Below are 17049 nucleotides of genomic sequence, written 5' to 3'. Positions count from 1 at the left end.
GCGGCGCTGTTCGGTGCGGCCGCGCTGCTGATGGGCGGGGCCGCGGGCAACGCGCACGCGGCGTCGGCGACGTTCGCCGAGACGACGGCGATCGGCACGCACAACGCGTACGAGAAGGACAAGTACACGTACTTCGCCCAGGCGTTGGACTCGGGCGCATCCCTCCTGGAGCTGGACGTCTACACCGACAGCGTGAGCAAGCGCTGGCGGGTGTCCCACAGCAACCCGCTGGCCAACGACAACAACTGCGAGTACGCCGACATCGCCGCCTGGCACCAGCTCCACTCCGACCACTCCCCCATCATCTTCAAGGTGGAGATGAAGAACGGCTTCGACAACGACGCGGGCCTGGGGCCGGACGAGTTCGACACGCTGGTGTCCCAGAAGCTCGGCAGCAGCGTCTACAAGCCGTCGAACCTGCTCGGTTCGTCGTACTCCACACTGGACGCGGCGGCCAAGACCGACGCGTGGCCGACGCGCGACGCCCCTCAAGGGCAAGTTCGTCCTCGAGCTGATCCCCGGGACGGTCGAGGAGTCGAACCCCCTCGACACCTACTGGACCGGCGAGGAGTACGGCGACCACCTGCGCGACCTGTACACGGCCGGCACCATCTCCTTCGCGCAGGCCTTCCCGGCGGCGCTGGGCGCGGAGTCGGGCGACCCGCGCGCGAGCCGCTACTCCGACGCCACGATCCGGCCTGGTTCGTCTTCTTCGACGGCGACGCGGCGACGTACGTCAACAACGCCTACGACACGTCGTTCTACTCAACAAACCACTACATCCTGATCATGACGGACGCTTGCGGAGCGTCCCCCGCAATCTCCTCGACCGATCCCACGGACGCGGAGGTCGACGCACGACTGTCCCTGCTGGCGGCGGACCATGCGAGCGTCATCACCTCCGACTGGTCGGCGAAGTCGGCGACGGTACTCGGATCGGTGACCACGAGAAACTGATGTTCCCGCGGGGCGCGTGTGGGGCATCATCAACTCCCGTCCCCCCACTTCACACTTCAGGGAGCCCCCACATGCTCCGCGGCATAGATGTCAGCGCCTACCAGTCCTCCTCCTACGACACGGACAACATCTCCTTCGTCTTCATCAAGGCGACAGAGGGCCGTTCGTACGTCAACCCCAAACTCTCCGCCCAGACGAAGCGCGCCCGCGACGCCGAACTCGTCGTCGGCTTCTACCACTTCCTCTGGCCCGGCAACCTCACGGCCCAGGCCGAGTACTTCGTCAAGCACGCCCCCGAAAAGGCGGGCGACATCCTCGCCGTCGACTGGGAGACGACGAGCGACGGCACGCATGCGAGCAACGCGGAGAAGGATCTGTTCATTCGGAAGGTGAAGGAGCTTCGGCCGAATAATCCGGTCATTTTGTACTGTAACCGCCACTACTGGTTGAATGTGGACAGTACGTCCTACGCCGGCGACGGCCTCTGGATCGCCGACTACGTCACAGCCGCCAAGCCCCGCATCAAGGCGAAGTGGCGCTTCCACCAGTACACGGACGACCCGCTGGACAAGAACGTCGCGGACTTCAGCAGCAGGGCCGCCCTGCGCGAATGGGCCAAGGACGTCTGACCGGAGCACCCCTTAGGCTCTGACCTGCGGCGCAGCAGTCGCCATACGGAAGAGGGGAGCTTCTTGGCATGGGTGGGTCGGTCAGTGCGGTCAGTAGCAACGGGACGTACTCCTTCACCAAGCCGAACCGGGAGAGCATCACGTTGCTCGCCGGGCTCGGGGTCGAGGGGGACGTGCATGCCGGGGCGACGGTGAAGCATCGGTTTCGGATGGCGAAGAATCCCTCGCAGCCGAATCTTCGGCAGGTGCACCTCATTCACGAGGAGTTGTTCGAGGAGGTGCGCCGGGCCGGGTTCGAGGTGGCGGCCGGGGAGCTCGGGGAGAACGTGACCACCCGGGGGATCGATCTGCTGGGGCTGCCGACGGGGACGCTGCTGCGGCTCGGGGACGAGGCCGTCGTCGAGGTGACCGGGCTGCGGAATCCCTGTGCGCAGATCGACAACTTCCAGAAGGGGCTGATGAAGCAGGTCGTCGGGCGGGACGGCGAGGGCAGGGTGCGGTTCAAGTCCGGGGTGATGAGCGTCGTCCTCAGCGGGGGTGTGGTGCGGCCCGGGGATCCGGTCGTCGTCGAGCTGCCGGCCGGGCCGCACGTACCCCTGGAGATCGTGTGAGTCGACCCCTCAGGCCTTGAAGTCGGGCGTGCGCTCGGGCGAGGCCTCCGCCAGTGCCTTCGTGACCGCGTCGACGCCCTCCTGAAGGCCGTACACCGGCGTCTCCGGCTGCTGGCGCCAGGACTCGTCGAGCCCACCCGCGTCGACCGTGTCGAAGCCGAGTTCGTCGATGAGGGACCGTACCTTCGCCTTCGCCGGCCCGTCGTCGCCCGCGATCGGGAGGGCGATGCGGTCGGGGTCACCGGCCGGGCAGGGGGCGCACGGGGGTCGAATTAGCTCGATCGTGTGATGGTCGACTTTCGGGCTTGTGGTGCCCTGCGCTGTTCGGGTTAGCGTGATCGTGCGATCTGGGACGCCGGGTACGGCGCCAGTGTGCGGGGCCCCTGCTCCACCGGAGTGATGGTTCAGGGCCTCCCCGTCGCCTCTGGCCGTACCCACCTGGCCAGGTCGTGAGGGAGCTGGCCTCCCGGGATCGGACCACGCACGGGATGCGTGTCGCCGCCCCGGGGTCGAGTACGCCGGGGACCAGTGCGCCCAAGACCGTTCGGGGCGTGCGGCTGAGCGGGCTCACCCCTGCCCAGTCCACAGGAACGGTAGTAGTTGCCGGTGTCGATGATGCCGATCTTCATGACAGGCCCGCGCCGATCCGGGGTTGATGCACATACATGCATCTGGCTGGCGTCAACCTCGCACCGGCGCGGGCCATTCCGGTACCGCGGCAAACGGGTGAGCGCCCTCAGACCCGTACGACGATCTTGCCCGTGTGCCGGTTCGAGTCCATCAGGCGGTGGGCGTCCGCGATGCGATCCAGGCCGTCGAAGACCTCGGCGACGACCGGACGGAAGCCGCCGTCGGACAGGCCGGCGTTGAGGAAGGCGGTGGAGCGACGGCGGCCGCCCGGTGTGGTGGTGAGGGTCATGTTGGCGTAGGTGTGAAGGGTGAAGGGCCAGTTCCAGGGGATCTCGGCGGGCCGGCGGTCCAGCCAGCCGTAGACGACCACGGACCCGCCCTCGGCGAGTGCGTCGGCGAGCGGGCGGAAGGCCGGGCCGCCGATCGCGTCGAAGATCACCTCGACACCGCGGCCACCGGTGAGCCGCCGGGCCTCCTTGGCGACGAGCTCCGAGCCGTCCGCCTCCCCCGTCACGACGACCTCAGCCGCGCCCAGGTCCAGCAGTCGCTGCCGCTTGGCCTCCGTGCGGGTCGTCGCGAGCGGGATCGCGCCGATGCGGCGGGCCACCTGGATCGCCGCGGTGCCGACCCCGCTGGACGCGCCGGTGACGAGGACGTGGTCGCCGGGCTTCAGGCCCGCGGTCTCCAGCAGGGCGCCGTACGCCGTCGTGTACGTCAGCCAGGCCGCGGCCCCGGTGACCGCGTCCACGGACGCGGGCCGTCGTACGACCGCGGTCTCGGGGAGCACCACCCGCTCCGCGTACACGCCCTGCGCGCTCATCTCGATCCCGGGTCCCGTCATCACCGGGTCTCCGACGGCGAGTTCGGTGACCCCCTCGCCGATCGCCTCGACGAGGCCGGAGGCCTCGTAGCCGAGGCGGGAGGCGGGGAGGGCGGGCTGGTAGTAGTAAGTCCCGGCGCGGAAGAGGGACTCTGCGCGATTCAGCCCCAACGCCTCGACACGGACGGCGACTTGGCCCGGGCCGGGGTCGGGGACGGTGACGTCCTCGATGGTCAGCACCTCGGGACCGCCGATCTCGTGAAAGAGCACTGTGCGTGCGGTAGTTGACATGCCGTCGACGCTATGCGCGGTCCACGAGACGATCCATGTCCATCGGTCTCCCCTTCCTGTCCGTACGTCTTCACCCTCAACCAAGCGTCTACGGTACGGACATGGACGTACTCAGCGACGCCGTGGCCGCGATGCGCACCGGGCGCCCGCACTCCTCCCGCCGGGACTACCACGCACCCTGGGGCACCCGCTTCGACCCCTCGGACGGGGCCGGGTTCCACGTGGTGCTGCGGGGGTCGGCGTGGCTGGTGCCGACGGAGGGGGAGCCGGTCGCGCTGGGGCCGGGGGACGTGGCGTTCCTGGCGCACGGGCGCGGGCACGCGCTGGTCAGCGCGCTGGAGGTGGAGCCCGAGGCCGTACGGCTGGGGCCGGACGGCACATGGCCCGAACCGCCGCTCCCCGCCAGGGACTCGACCCCGGACACGGTCACGCTGTGCGGCGCCTACCTCCTCGACCGCACCCGCGCCCATCCCCTCCTCACCGAGCTGCCGGAGGTGGTGCACCTGCCCGCCCGGGTCGGCGCCCACCGTGCGCTGCGGGCGGCGGTGGAGCTGCTGGGGATGGAACTGGAGGAGCCGCAGCCGGGGTCGGACATCATCGTCACCTCGCTCCTGGACACCCTGCTGCTGTACATCGTGCGCGCCTGGTGGCAGCGCGAGCGGCGCGGCGGCGCCGGGCATCCGACGGGCTGGTCGGCCGCGCTCGCCGACCCGGCCGTCGCGGCGGCGCTGCGCGCCATCCACGGCGCGCCGGACCGGCCCTGGACGGTCGAGGAACTCGGCGCCCACGGCGGCCTGTCCCGCGCGGCCTTCGCCCGCCGGTTCACCACGCTGGTCGGCGAGCCGCCACTGACGTATCTGACCTGGTGGCGCATGACAACGGCGGGCCGCCTACTGCGCGAGGACGACCTGTCCCTGCGCCAGATCGCCCAACGGGCCGGTTACACCTCGGAGTTCGCCTTCGCCAAGGCCTTCAAGCGGGAGTACGGGGTGCCGCCGGGCCAGTACCGCAGGCGGGCTTCCTGAAGCCTGTCCGCTACGGTTCGGCAACGCCCTGAAGGGGCGCGGGGCTGTATCGATCTGCGGCTCCGCCGCGTGGGCGCGACCAGCCACAACGGCGCCGCAGACGATCAACACACAGCTCACCCCCCGAAGGGATCCTCCAGCTCCGCTCGAAGGATCTCCGCCGCGGCCTCCGCGTCCCCGTCCGCGACCGCCCCGACCAGCGCCGCGTGGGCGTCATCCGCGGTGTTCGGATCGTCGGTCCGCAGACCGGTCAGGGCCAGCAGGTCGACCAGCCCCTTCCGCAGGACCGGCGTGAACTCCGTGAACAGATCGGCGAGTACGGGGTTGTGCGCGGCGGCGACCACGGCCGCGTGGAAGGCGATGTCGGCGTCGACGAAGGCCACGTCGTCCGAGGCCGAGGCGGCGCGGCGCCCCGCCAGCGCCAACTCGAGCGCCGCGACGTCCTCGGACGTACGGCGCCCCGCGGCCAGCCGGGCCGCGTGGACCTCCACGGCCATCCGGACCTCGTACACGTCCGTCACCGCGGCCCGGCGCAAGCGGGCGGGCCAGTCCTCGACGGACTCGGTGGCGATGACGAAGACGCCGGCGCCCTGGCGCGGTTGGACGAGGCCGGCTCCCGCCAGCGCGCGCAGCGCCTCGCGGACGGTGGAGCGGCCGACGCCGAGTTCCTTGGCGAGGGTGGTCTCGCCGGGCAGCCGGGTGCCGACGGGCCAGTCGCCGCCCGTGATCTGGGCGCGCAGGCGTTCGGCGGCCTGTTCGACCAGGGGACTGGGGCGGACGGACCCGAGCGGCGGCATGGATGCACCAACTTGTCTGAGGAGCTGAGCTATTTCACTTGTCTGAGGACCTGAGCAGTGGATAGCGTACCGATATGACGCATCGCGGTCTCCTTCTTCTCGGCTGCCGCGGCGGGGCCTGACGCGACCGGCACCCCGCCGCGGGTCGCCGTGCTGCCGGTCACACCCCGACCCAGCCGAAGGCAGTGACCGCCCATGAGGACCGGCATGACGACCCCTGTGACCCCGTTCTGGAACCCTCAGCAGCCCAGCCCCATGCCCCACCACCGCTACCGCCCCTTCGAGCAGCGGGTGACCGTCCCCGCCGCCGACCGCGACTGGCCCTCCGCCCGTATCGAACGCGCCCCCCTCTGGGTCCCCGTCGACCTGCGCGACGGCAACCAGGCGCTGGCCGAGCCGATGGACACCCCGCGCAAGCGCCGCTTCTTCGACCTGCTGGTCGCGATGGGGTTCAAGGAGGTCGAGGTCGGCTACCCGTCCGCGAGCCGTACGGACTTCGACTTCGTACGGCACCTGGTGACCTCCGGCGCGGTACCCGACGACGTCACGCCCGTCGTGTTCACCCCGGCCCGGCGGGACCTGATCGACCGGACCTTCGACTCGATCGAGGGGCTGCCGCGGGCGGTCGTGCACCTGTACATCGCGACTTCCCCGGTGTGGCGGGACGTCGTCCTCGGCCGGGACCGCGCCGAGGTGCGGCGGACTGTGCGGGAGGCGGCCGCGCACATGGCCCGCAGGGCCGCGGACGCGCCGGGCGTCCGCTTCCAGTTCTCGCCCGAGACCTTCAACCTCACCGAACCGGACTTCGTCCTGGAACTGTGCGACGAACTGACCGAGCTGTGGGACGCGAGCCCCGACCGCCCGGTCACCCACAACCTGCCCGCGACGGTCGAGATCGCCACCCCGAACGTCTACGCCGACCAGATCGAGTACTTCCACCGCCACCTGTCCCGCCGCGACTCCGTCATCCTCTCCGTCCACCCGCACAACGACCGCGGCACCGGCGTCGCCTGCGCCGAACTCGCCGTACTGGCCGGCGCCCAGCGCGTCGAGGGCTGTCTGTTCGGCAACGGCGAGCGCACGGGCAACGTCGACCTGGTGACCCTGGCGCTCAACCTGTACGCCCAAGGGGTCGATCCCATGGTCGACTTCAGCGACATCGACGCGGTGAAGGAGACGGTGGAGCACTGCAACCGGCTGCCGGTGCACCCGCGCCACCCGTACGCCGGCGATCTCGTCCACACGGCCTTCTCAGGCACCCACCAGGACGCGATCAACAAGGGGTTCATCCAACACGCCCGCAGGGCGGCGGAGTCGGGGACCCCCGCCGATCAAGCCCCCTGGGACGTCCCATATCTGCCGATCGACCCGGCCGACGTGGGCCGTTCCTACGAGGCGGTGATCCGCGTCAACTCCCAGTCGGGGAAAGGCGGAATGGCGTACCTGCTCCGCACGCACCACGGCATCGACCTGCCGGCCCGTATGCGGCCCGACTTCTCCCGGGTCGTCCAGGAGGCCACGGACGACAGCGGGCGGGAGATGACGCCGAAGGAGCTGTACGACCTGTTCCGGGCCACATATCTGGCGGAGGGTGCGGTACGGCTGCACACCTGGTCGGCGTACGAGGAGACGCCCGGCGTCCACCGCTTCGTCTGCACGCTGGAGGTCGACGACCGCGTCGGCGACTACGAGGGCACGGGCAGCAGCCTGCTCTCCGCCTTCGTCGACGCGCTCGCCGGCGCCGGGTACGACGTGGCCGTTGTCGACTACGCCGAGGACGCGACGACCGCCTACGCCGAGTGCCGGGTGAACGGCGTCACGGCCTGGGGAGCGGGCGAGGGCTCGACGGCGTCGGTCCAGGCGGTGCTGTCGGCGATGAACCGCACCGCGAGCACCGCATGACGAAGGGGCGCCCCTCCGCAGCCGGACGGGCGCCCCTTTCGTGGGTGTCACTTGCTCAGGAACGCCCAGAACTCGTCGAACGACAGAAGCTTGTCGCCGTTCAGGTCGCGGCTCTTGATGATCGCCTCGGCCACGGACTCGGTGACGTTCCAGTCGCCGCCCTGGGCGAGAGCGGTCTTGAACTCGGCGGGCGTGATGAAGCCGTCACCGTCCGCATCGATCCTGTCGAACTGCTTGCGTGCTTCCTCGATGTCCGCCACCGATCCGCCCCTTCATAACGCATTACCGCTTGTTGACGGAGGCCAGATTAACCGGCGACCCGAGCGCGCAGTGCGGCGACCACCCACGAGAACTCCGCACGGTGCGCGGCCCGGGGCCCCGCGCCCTTCACCGTGGTCAGCAGCTCCCGGTACCGGGCGAGCCGGTCGTTGGACGCCGACTCCATGCGTTCGAGTACGACGGACGGGTCGCCGTCCCCCAGAACCTCCCGCAGGATCGCCTCCGCCTCCGGCGACTCGGGAGCGATTCCCCGCTCGCGGGCCTCCGCTCCCAGCTGGACCAGGCGCATGGGAAACCACGTGGCCCGCCCCGGGGCCGCACTGCGGTCCTGGTCCGCCGCGTTGAACTCGACCACCTGCCGCATCCCCGCACGGAACTCCGGGTCCTGGACCAGCTCCGCCAGCTCCACCCAGGCATCCACCTGCTCGGGGGTCGGCTCCTCCGGCAGGTCCACCGCAATGGAGCGCATCCGGTCCCGGATGGCCGGATCCACGGAGTCGAGCCCGTGGAACAACTCCTCCACGAACTCCTCCATGATCCGCCTCCGCTCGGCCGCCGACAGCCGCGCCAACTTGTTCATCAACGTCATCTCCTCCGCACTCGAACCGCGTCGCGCCACGCTCGACAGCACCGCACGGGTCACCTTCAGGTGGGGGTCCCCCCAGGCCCTTAAGGCACTGGGGGAGGATCTGGGCGTCCAGCGCGGCCACATGCGCGGCCGCCACGGAAGCGACGTCCTTCTCGCCGCTGACCACCTCGCGTACGGCGTCCAGGCCGAGGCCCAGCTCCCGCAACGTGCGGATCAGCTCCAGGCGGGCGGCGGACTCGGCGTCGTAGAGCCGGTAGCCGCCCGTGGAACGGGTCACCGGGGTCAGGACGCCCTCGTCGGACCAGTAACGGATGGTCCGCACGGTCAGTCCGGTGGCCCGGGCCAGCTCTCCGATGGTGAAAAGTCCGGTGCCGTCATCGATCATGTCTGCGAGTCTGGGCCTTCCAGTGGGTGGAGACTCAAGGAGCGCGGTGGTGGAGACTCTTCGGGACATTCTCGACGCGGCGGCCCGCGGTGTCTTCCCCCCGGCGGACGGCCGTACGACGGTCGTGCCGCAGGCCTCCCACCGGGATGCGGGCGTGCTCGCCTTCACCGCGCACTCGGTCGTCTTCACGGACGAGGATCCACAGTGGGTGTACGACACACTGGACGCCGTGCCGTGCGACGCCCTCGCGGCGACGATGAACGCGCGGTTCCTGGCGGCCTTGATGGAGCGGACGGGCCGTACGGCCGAGACGATCGACGCGATGCTGGTCGGCTCTCCCCTGCCGGGCGAGCCCCCGCTCGCGCTGACGGAGATCGCGGACGCCGGGCACCCGCGGATCGTGTACGCCCGCGGGCGGCGCGACGACGTGCGCGCGTGGACGGCGGACGGCGGTGTGCTGGTCATGGGGCGCGGGATCGCCGGGCGGCTGGAGGTCTCCGTCGAGGTGGACGACTCCGAACGGCACCGGGGCTTGGGGCGGTTGCTCGTGACCGCGGCCCGGCATCTCGTCACGGAGCCGGTGTGGGCGCAGGTGGCGCCGGGGAACGCCCGCAGCACGCGGGCGTTCCTGGCAGCCGGTTACCGTCCCGTGGGCGCGGAGGCGCTGCTGCTCAGTGCCAGGCCTCGAAGTGCGGGTTGCTCTGGCAGCCGCTCATGATCTCGACCTTGGTCGTCTTGTTCACCGGGCAGACGCCGATGATGTACTTCCGGGCGATACCGCCGGGGAAGGCGACCTCGACCTGGTCGGCCCACTTGTGGGTGTCGCCGATGGTCTTGTTCACGTCCACGCCGCCCGGGGCGTCGATGTAGTAGTTGTAGCCCGACTTCCACCACGTCTTGTACAGGTCGTGGTCGTACGTCGTGGAGACGTACGGGGAGGGCTGGTTGACCAGGACGTACTGCTCGATGTCGTACTGGCCGTTGACCACGTCCTTGGGCTTGAAGCCCTCCGCGAAGACGATCTCCGGGCCGCGGCCGTCGCTGCGGTAGAGGGTGCCGCAGGTCTTGCGCCAGGCCGGCTCGGGAGTGATGCGGTCGACATCGACGTCGCGGTTGACGGCCGCCTTGATCGGGTCGTCGAACTGGGGACAGGCGGGGGCTGCCTTGGTGGGCGTGGTGGCTGCCTTGGTGGGGGTGGTGGCCGCCGTGGTCGCGAAGACGGCCGCGAGGGACAGGACGACGGCAGCGGCACGCCGCCGCAGGCGAGTTGTGATCATGGGTGCACAATCGCGGCTCCGCTGCGGCCGGTTGTGGATCATCACTCGTACGGCGGCGTGTCAACTGAACAAGTGTCAGCGGAAGATGCCCGTGTGGCCCAGCGAGTAGCGGCCCGGCTGCGGATACACCGCGAGGCCGTGCGGACCGCTGCCGACCTTGATGCGGGCGAGCTGGCTTCCGGTGCGGGTGTCGATGGCGTAGACCTCGGCGTCGTAGCGCCCGGAGAGCCACAACACCTTGCCGTCGGCCGAGACGCCGCCCATGTCGGGGCTGCCGCCGTCGGGCAGGTGCCACTTCTTGGTGAGTTTGTTCTGGGTGAAGTCGAAGACGGAGATGGTGCCTTCGCCGCGGTTGGAGACGTACATCTCGCGGGAGTCGCGGCTGACGTACAGGCCGTGGGTGCCCTTGCCGGTGGGCAGGAGCTTCGGCTTGCCGAAGGTGTCGCCGTCCAGGACCCACATGCCGTCGGCCATCATGTCGGCGACGTAGAACCTCTTGCCGTCGGGCGAGATCTTCACGTCCTGCGGCATCGCGCCCTCGAAGGGGAGCTTCTGCTGCCCGACGACCCTCATCTTCTCGGTGTCGACCTTGAGCAGTTCGCCGCTGAACTCGCAGGAGACGATGAAGTACCTGCCGTCCAGGGAGAAGTCGGCGTGGTTGACGCCGTAGCAGGTGACCGGAACGGTCTTCTCCCGCTCCATGGTGTGCGGGTCGCGGAAGACGAGTTCGCGGTCGAGGGAGGCCATGACGACGGCGTACTTGCCGTTGGGCGTGAAGTAGAGGTTGTACGGGTCGTGCACCTCGACCGGCTTGCCCGCCTTCCCCGTCTTCGGGTCGATGGGGGTGAGCGTGTGGCCGCGGTTGTTGTTGACCCAGAGGGTCTTCATGTCCCAGGAGGGGACGACGTGCTGGGGCTGCCGGCCGACGTGGATCGTCTCGATGATCTCGTACGTCTTCGGGTCGATCACGGAGACCGTGTCGGACTCGGTGTTGGGGACGTAGACCCGGGACGGGAAGTCCTTGACCACCGGGGAGAGCCGGTTCGGGCGGTCGGCCGCGTACACGTCCTGCGGGTCGAGGACGGGCGGCATGCCGGGCAGGCCCTGGACCGGCTTCTCCTTGGGCGGGGCGGGGATGGCGGCCTGGGTGGCGCGGTGTTCGGAGGGGGGCCGGTCCCGGGTCTCGGTACCGCAGGCGGCGAGGGCGGCGAGTACGGCACCCGCGGCCAGGGTGTGCTTCACGAGGTTGCGGTGCATCAGCTGAACAGCTCCGTGGTGGTCACGGCGGCCAGGCCGCGGCGGTCGAGTTCTTCCAGTACGGCGGGGAGGGCGGCGACGGTGTCGTCGTAGCCGAAGTGCAGGCTCACGACGGATCCGTTACGGACCTCGCCGAGGACCTTGCGGGCGACGGCCGGGGCGCCGGGCGAGGTGAAGTCGAGGGAGTCGACGTCGTAGGAGAGGACGTGCGGGTAGCCGGCGCGATGGGCCAGGCGTTCGACGAGGGGGGAGGCGCGGGCCGTGCGGGAGGGGCGGAACCAGGTGCCGATCGAGCCGGTGAGGCGTCTGAGACGGTCGGCGCAGCCGGTGATCTCCTGGGTGGCCTCGGCCTCGGACATCGCGTTGATGTCGAGGTGATGGAGGGTGTGGTTGCCGAGGTCGTGGCCGCCGTCGAGGATGCGGCGGGCGAGGTCGGGGTGTGCGTCGAGCCAGGTGCCGACGGCGAGGACGGTGACGCGGGCGCCGTGTTTCTCGGCCTCGGTGAGCAGTGCCCGGGCGATGGCGGGGTCGCCCTGGCCGTGGAAGGTGAGGGCGACTCGGGGGTGGGTGCGGGGGCCGTGGGTGAGCTGGGCGGGCTGGCCGGAGAAGTGGCGGGGCCCGGCAGCGGGGGGCTTGCCGGACGCGTGGGTCGTGGGGGCGGGGTGGGCGACGGCACCGCTCGTGGCGCATCCCGCGGTGAACGCGCCTGCGGTGAGGAGCCCTGCGGTCGCGCGGAGCGCCGTGCGACGGTCGGTCGTGGTCACCCGCACCATTTAAGGGGGGTTGGGGAGGAAACCTGGTGATTCACCCATTCAGGGGCTCCGCCCCCGCCAGGGGGTTCAGCGGTCCGCCACCCTCATCTCGAACCACGTCGTCTTGCCGCGCGGCAGCAGATCAACGCCCCACCGGTCCGACAGCTTGTCCACCAGGAACAGCCCCCGCCCGCTGATGTCCATCTCCTGCACCGGCATCAGACACGGCAGCCCCCGTGAGGGGTCGCGGACCTCGACGCGGATCCAGCCGCGGCGGCGGCGCATGCGGAGGCCGAAGACCCGGGCGCCGGTGTGGCGGACGGCGTTGCCGACGAGTTCGGAGACCAGTAAGACGGCGTCTTCCGTCATCTTGGGGGTCAGACCCCACTGCCGCAGGACGATCACCTGCGTCAACCGGCGTGCGGCGGCGGCCGATTCGGGGCGGGACGGCAGCGGGACCTCCGCCTCCGTGGGATTGCCGAACAGTTCGAGTGCCTTGAGTGCGTGTTCGTCCTCGACCGCTGGAGACCAGCGCGCCGCGGTCACACGGCCATCTCCCCGCGGCTGTTCGATACCCTCCAGCCCCGCCATGCCCCCATCATGGCCGCCCATGCCGCCCTCCGGGGCCGTTCCGGACGAATACGCCCCCCGGAATGCGTCGTTCCGAGGAAGTCGATCGGCATATGACAGAGGCACTTCGGAGCCTTCAACAGCCCATCTGACCTGCGGCGGAGGCTCAGTTGGAGGCAATCGACGGACTCCCTCGGCAAGGCAGACTTAAGGTTGGCTTAAGGCTCCCATAAACCGCCCCAACGAGGGACCCGGATCAGACATCACGTCAATTGCAAGCGGTTCAGAGGAATTTCGCCTTGCCGGGTCCCTCCTCGACGAAGCTCTTCATGCCGCGCTCGCGGTCCTCCGTGGCGAACAGGCCCGCGAACCAGTTGCGTTCGACCGCGAGGCCCGTCTCGATGTCCGTCTCCAGGCCCGTGTCGATCGACTCCTTCGCCGCGCGCAGCGCGATCGCCGGCCCCTGCGCCAGCTTCGCCGCCCACGCGTGCGCCTCGGCGTACACCTCGTCGGCGGGTACGACCCGGTCCACCAGGCCCAGGCTCAACGCCTCGTCGGCCTTCACCATGCGGCCCGTGAAGATCAGGTCCTTCGCCTTGGAGGGGCCGATCAGCCGGGACAGGCGCTGGGTGCCGCCCGCGCCCGGGATCAGGCCCAGCAGGATCTCCGGCTGGCCCAGCTTGGCGTTCTCGGCGGCGATGCGGAAGTCCGCGCACAGCGCCAACTCGCAGCCACCGCCCAGCGCGTAGCCGGTCACGGCCGCCACGACCGGCTTGGGAATGCGGGCCACCGCCGTGAACGAGTCCTGCAGGGCGCGGGCGCGCAGGACCATCGCCGTATGGTCCATCGCCTGCATCTCCTTGATGTCCGCGCCGGCCGCGAACACCTTCTCCCCGCCGTACAGGATCACGGCGCGTACGTCCTCGCGCCGGGTCGCCTCCTCGGCGAGCTCCTTGAGCCGGTCCTGTGTGGCCACGTCCAGCGCGTTCATGGGCGGGCGGTCCAGACGGATCGTACCGACGCCTGCGGCGACTTCGAGATTCACGGTCATGCCAGCAGGTTAACGGGGACTAACGGCAACCGGCCGGGTGCGGTCGCTCACACTCGGCCGGGGGTCTGGGGGTTGCCCCCAGACAGACACAGCACGGGGACTAACGGCAACCGGCCGGGTGCGGTCGCTCACACTCGGCCGGGGGTCTGGGGGTCCGGGAGGTCCGGGGGGTCCGGGGGTCCGGGGGTCGCCCCCAGGCAGACACGGCACGCGGACTGACGGCAGCGGCCCCGGTGCCGTACCTCGCACCGGGGCCGTGACGTCGCCGTAAGACTTACGCCTTCCACTTCTCCCACGACATGTTCCAGCCGTTGAAGCCGTTGTCCGCGGCGACCGTCGCGTCGTCGGAGTTCTTCACGACCACCACGTCGCCGATCATCGAGTGGTTGAAGAACCACGCGGCCGGCACGCCGCTGTCGTAGCCGCCCTGGACGTCGCGCAGGCCGATGCAGCCGTGGCTGGCGTTGTAGTTGCCGAAGGCGCCGCCGCCCCAGTAGTTGCCGTGGATGAAGGTGCCGGAGTTGGTCAGGCGCATGGCGTGCGGTACGTCCTTGATGTCGTACTCGCCCTTGCCCTCGGCGTCGGTGTAGCCGACCGTCGCGCCGTTCATACGGGTCACCGTGAGGCGCTCGCTGATGACCATCTGGCCGTTCCAGGTCTCCATGCCGGGCTTGCCGGTGGTGACCGGGATGGTCTTGACGACCTTGCCGTCCTGCATGACCTTCATCGTGAGCTTCTTGGCGTCGACCACGGAGACCTGGTTGCGGCCGATGGTGAAGGAGACGGTCTTGGTCTGGTCGCCGTAGACGCCGTCGCGGCCCTCGACACCGTCGAGGTTGAGCCCGACGGTGACCTTGGTGCCTTCCTTCCAGTACTTCTCGGGACGGAAGTCGAGGCGGTCGTTGCCGAACCAGTGGCCCGCGACCTCGACGGCCGGCTCGGTCTTGATGGTGATGGCCTTCTCGACGTCCTCGGGGTGGGTGATACCCCGGGTGAAGCGGATCGAGAACGGCATTCCGACGCCGACCTTGGAGCCGTCCTCGGGCGTGAAGTTGCCGACGAAGGTGTTCTGCGGGGTGAGGGTGGTGAAGCTGGAGTCCTCGGCGGCCGTACGGCCCTCGGAGTCCTTGGCGACCGCGTGCACGGTGTACTTGGTGCCGGAGGCGAGATGCGTGGACGGCGTCCAGGCGGCGCCCCCGCCGGTGATCTTCCCGGCTATCTCGGTGCCCTTGCCGTCCTTGACCGAGACCTCGGTCAGCGTGCCCTTGGCGGCGCCGACCTTGAGCGCGCCGCTGGTGTCGACGGACTTCGCGCCGTTCTTCGGGGCTATGGAGACGACCGCCTCCGACTGCTTGGTCTCCGCCTGGGAGGAGTCCTTGCCCTTGTCCTTCGCGTCGGACGCGGCGTCCGAGCCACCGCCCCCGCCGCACGCGGTGACAGCGATCAGCAGCACTCCCGACGCAAGCGCCAACAGCGCCTTACGGCCATGCCCCCGCGCGTCAACCGACGCCCCCGATATCGGTCGCACGTTCAAGTCCTTCTCCCCTCGCCGGGCCTGGTCCGGGCCCGCCACCCCTACGCATCCCGCGCTGTTGGCGCATATTAACCGCAAGATCAGGGCCGTCGGCGGGGTGCGATTGTCACCGTTCGGTCCCAACCGCGCTCGCCCGTCCGAGGCCCTCATCCCGTCCCCACCTGGTTACTTCACCACGCTGCCCGCCTTCCACTCCTTCCATCCCATATTCCACCCTCCGAGGCCGTTGTCAGGAGCGACCTTTTTGTCATTGCTGTGGACGACCTCGACGACGTCACCGATGAGGCTGCGGTCGAAGAACCAGCCCGCGGGCGTGTCCGAACTGCCCCCCTTCACGTCCCTCAGACCCACGCAGCCATGGCTGACATTGACCTTGCCAGGGGCGTTCGGCGCCCAGTAGTTGCCGTGCAGGAAGGTGCCGGAGTCGGTGAGGCGCAGGGCGTGCGGGACGTCCGGGATGTCGTACTCGCCGCCGAAGCCGACCGTGCGGCTGTTCATGCGGGTCACTTCCAGCATCTCGGTGACGACCATCCTGCCGTTGTACGTCGTGGTCTTCGGGGCGCCGGCCGTGATCGGCACGGTGGCGAGGAGCTCGCCGTCGCGCCGGACCTGCATGGTGTGTTCGGCCGCGTCGACGAGGGAGACCTGGCTGCGGCCGACGGTGAAGGAGAACGTCTTGTACTGGAGCCCGTAGACCCCGGGCGCCCCTTCCACGTCGCGCAGTCTGAGCGAGACCGTGACCCGGGTGCCGGGCTTCCAGTACTGCTCGGGACGGAAGTCGAGGCGGCCCTTGGCGAACCAGTGCGGGCGGATCTCGACGGGCGGCTTCGCGGTGACATGGACGGCGCGTTCGACGGCGGCGCGGTCCTCGATCTCCCGGTTGAACTCCAGGGAGACGATCATCCCGGTGCCGACGGTGGAGCGGTTCTCGGGGGTGACGTACCCGATGAAGCGCTCCTCCGGGACGTACGTGGTGAAGGTGGTGTGCCGCGCGGACCGCCGCCCGTGACCGTCCAAGGCCACGGCGTCGACCGTGTACTTGGCGGCCAGCGCGAGTTTCTCCTCGTCGGGCTCCCAGCGCAGGCCGTCGTCGGAGATGTGCCCGGGCACCGGGGACTCCTGTGCGTCCTGGGACTTGACGACCTTCACCGACTCCAGGCGCCCGCTGGGCACTCGGACCCGGAGCTTCTCCTCGGGTGACACTCCCTTGGTCTGGTCGTCCGGGACGATCCGGATGACGTCCTCGGGCGCCGGGGGTCTCCCCAGCGCCTCGTCGATTCCACCGCCGCCCGAAGTACAGCCCGCCAGCAGTCCTGCCCATGTCAGTACGGCGGCCAGTGCGGCCCCCACGCGCCGCGCGCGCCCTTGTGCATGCCTCACGGGGTGCCCAACGACCGGGCCCGCCCCGGGGAAACGTGAGCGCAAGCGGCCTCGGGGAAGTGCAGGTGCGTTCCCGTGGCGTTCGGTGCGTGCTCTCGGCGTGCCGGACGAAGGTCCTCGTGGCGGAGTCACGCGGGGCCTTTGACCGGTGCGGCGAGAGTGCGTGCCGGGCGTCGTGGGGGCGTGCCTGCACTTCCCCGGGGTCGCTTGGGCAAGTGCTGGGCAGAACAGTGGGGAGGACGACGTGAGGGGGGTGCCGCGGCCGGGACGCCGTACGCCCTTCTAACCGTCGTTCCACGAGCCGTGGGAGGCT

At 69.9% G+C, this 17049-nt stretch carries 16 protein-coding genes and 2 pseudogenes; 6 read left to right on the top strand and 12 right to left on the bottom strand.

The features are described 5' to 3' along the window. Positions 1 to 30: 30 nt before the first annotated feature. The 3 genes from IG08_RS54650 (at position 31) to IG08_RS0133170 (ending at position 2197) form a co-directional block, all read left to right on the top strand. Positions 31 to 957, top strand: a complete 927-nt coding sequence (locus IG08_RS54650; RefSeq protein WP_234343031.1) for a PI-PLC domain-containing protein — start codon at positions 31 to 33, stop codon at positions 955 to 957. Positions 958 to 1028: 71 nt separating this feature from the next. Beyond that, the gene (locus tag IG08_RS0133175; protein WP_030611105.1) at positions 1029 to 1586 is read left to right on the top strand and encodes a GH25 family lysozyme; all 558 of its coding nucleotides are present in this window, start codon (positions 1029 to 1031) and stop codon (positions 1584 to 1586) included. Between the two features lie 68 nt (positions 1587 to 1654). Next, positions 1655 to 2197 (top strand): MOSC domain-containing protein, encoded by a 543-nt coding sequence (locus IG08_RS0133170; protein ID WP_030611104.1) that lies wholly within the window; start codon positions 1655 to 1657, stop codon positions 2195 to 2197. Between the two features lie 9 nt (positions 2198 to 2206). Here IG08_RS0133170 and IG08_RS54645 read toward each other — a convergent pair. Further along, a pseudogene (locus IG08_RS54645) lies at positions 2207 to 2452 on the bottom strand (NADP oxidoreductase); the annotation flags it as partial. A gap of 481 nt (positions 2453 to 2933) precedes the next feature. Continuing rightward, entirely contained in the window at positions 2934 to 3938 is a 1005-nt protein-coding gene (locus IG08_RS0133160; RefSeq protein ID WP_030611102.1) for a zinc-dependent alcohol dehydrogenase family protein, read from the bottom strand. Between the two features lie 101 nt (positions 3939 to 4039). Between IG08_RS0133160 and IG08_RS0133155 the strand changes: the two genes are divergently transcribed. Next, positions 4040 to 4963, top strand: a complete 924-nt coding sequence (locus IG08_RS0133155; RefSeq protein WP_030611101.1) for an AraC family transcriptional regulator — start codon at positions 4040 to 4042, stop codon at positions 4961 to 4963. Positions 4964 to 5079: 116 nt separating this feature from the next. On the opposite strand, the gene IG08_RS0133150 is transcribed toward IG08_RS0133155, so the two are convergent. Continuing rightward, positions 5080 to 5760, bottom strand: coding sequence for a FadR/GntR family transcriptional regulator (locus IG08_RS0133150; RefSeq protein WP_030611100.1), 681 nt, complete (start codon positions 5758 to 5760; stop codon positions 5080 to 5082). 207 nt (positions 5761 to 5967) lie between these two features. On the opposite strand from IG08_RS0133150, the gene IG08_RS0133145 reads away from it, so the two are divergent. After that, the gene (locus tag IG08_RS0133145) at positions 5968 to 7662 is read left to right on the top strand and encodes a 2-isopropylmalate synthase (protein WP_030611099.1); all 1695 of its coding nucleotides are present in this window, start codon (positions 5968 to 5970) and stop codon (positions 7660 to 7662) included. A gap of 47 nt (positions 7663 to 7709) precedes the next feature. Here IG08_RS0133145 and IG08_RS0133140 read toward each other — a convergent pair whose 3' ends face one another. Both IG08_RS0133140 and IG08_RS54640 read right to left on the bottom strand, forming a co-directional pair. Continuing rightward, positions 7710 to 7922 carry an EF-hand domain-containing protein gene (locus tag IG08_RS0133140; protein ID WP_030611098.1) on the bottom strand — a complete coding sequence of 71 codons (213 nt, stop codon included), beginning with the start codon at positions 7920 to 7922 and terminating at the stop codon, positions 7710 to 7712. A 47-nt stretch (positions 7923 to 7969) separates the two neighbouring features. Next, a pseudogene (locus IG08_RS54640) lies at positions 7970 to 8915 on the bottom strand (MerR family transcriptional regulator). A 49-nt stretch (positions 8916 to 8964) separates the two neighbouring features. Between IG08_RS54640 and IG08_RS0133130 the strand changes: the two are divergent. Next, positions 8965 to 9633, top strand: a complete 669-nt coding sequence (locus tag IG08_RS0133130) for a GNAT family N-acetyltransferase (RefSeq protein ID WP_030611097.1) — start codon at positions 8965 to 8967, stop codon at positions 9631 to 9633. Here the strand turns inward: IG08_RS0133130 and IG08_RS0133125 are convergent. From IG08_RS0133125 to IG08_RS0133095, 7 genes are all read right to left on the bottom strand, one after another. Next, the gene (locus IG08_RS0133125; RefSeq protein WP_030611095.1) at positions 9587 to 10192 is read right to left on the bottom strand and encodes an ADP-ribosyltransferase; all 606 of its coding nucleotides are present in this window, start codon (positions 10190 to 10192) and stop codon (positions 9587 to 9589) included. The genes IG08_RS0133130 and IG08_RS0133125 overlap by 47 nt on opposite strands. 75 nt (positions 10193 to 10267) lie before the next feature. Further along, positions 10268 to 11449 carry a YncE family protein gene (locus tag IG08_RS0133120; protein ID WP_030611093.1) on the bottom strand — a complete coding sequence of 394 codons (1182 nt, stop codon included), beginning with the start codon at positions 11447 to 11449 and terminating at the stop codon, positions 10268 to 10270. After that, positions 11449 to 12222 carry a polysaccharide deacetylase family protein gene (locus IG08_RS0133115; protein WP_030611092.1) on the bottom strand — a complete coding sequence of 258 codons (774 nt, stop codon included), beginning with the start codon at positions 12220 to 12222 and terminating at the stop codon, positions 11449 to 11451. The genes IG08_RS0133120 and IG08_RS0133115 overlap by 1 nt, the downstream gene beginning before the upstream one ends. 66 nt (positions 12223 to 12288) lie before the next feature. After that, complete coding sequence (locus IG08_RS0133110; RefSeq protein ID WP_030611090.1) at positions 12289 to 12792, bottom strand: ATP-binding protein; 504 nt, start codon at positions 12790 to 12792, stop codon at positions 12289 to 12291. Between the two features lie 262 nt (positions 12793 to 13054). Then, positions 13055 to 13822: an enoyl-CoA hydratase/isomerase family protein gene (locus IG08_RS0133105; RefSeq protein ID WP_030611088.1), complete on the bottom strand. Its 768-nt coding sequence runs from the start codon at positions 13820 to 13822 to the stop codon at positions 13055 to 13057. A gap of 274 nt (positions 13823 to 14096) precedes the next feature. After that, complete coding sequence (locus tag IG08_RS0133100; protein WP_030611086.1) at positions 14097 to 15356, bottom strand: L,D-transpeptidase; 1260 nt, start codon at positions 15354 to 15356, stop codon at positions 14097 to 14099. A 165-nt stretch (positions 15357 to 15521) separates the two neighbouring features. Next, a complete protein-coding gene (locus tag IG08_RS0133095; RefSeq protein WP_030611084.1) occupies positions 15522 to 16736 on the bottom strand; it encodes a L,D-transpeptidase in 1215 nt (404 codons plus the stop codon). Positions 16737 to 17049: the final 313 nt, after the last annotated feature.

It is taken from the genome of Streptomyces fulvoviolaceus, from assembly GCF_000718165.1.
Taxonomy (GTDB): domain Bacteria; phylum Actinomycetota; class Actinomycetes; order Streptomycetales; family Streptomycetaceae; genus Streptomyces; species Streptomyces fulvoviolaceus.
This window is presented reverse-complemented; position numbering and strand designations above follow the sequence as displayed.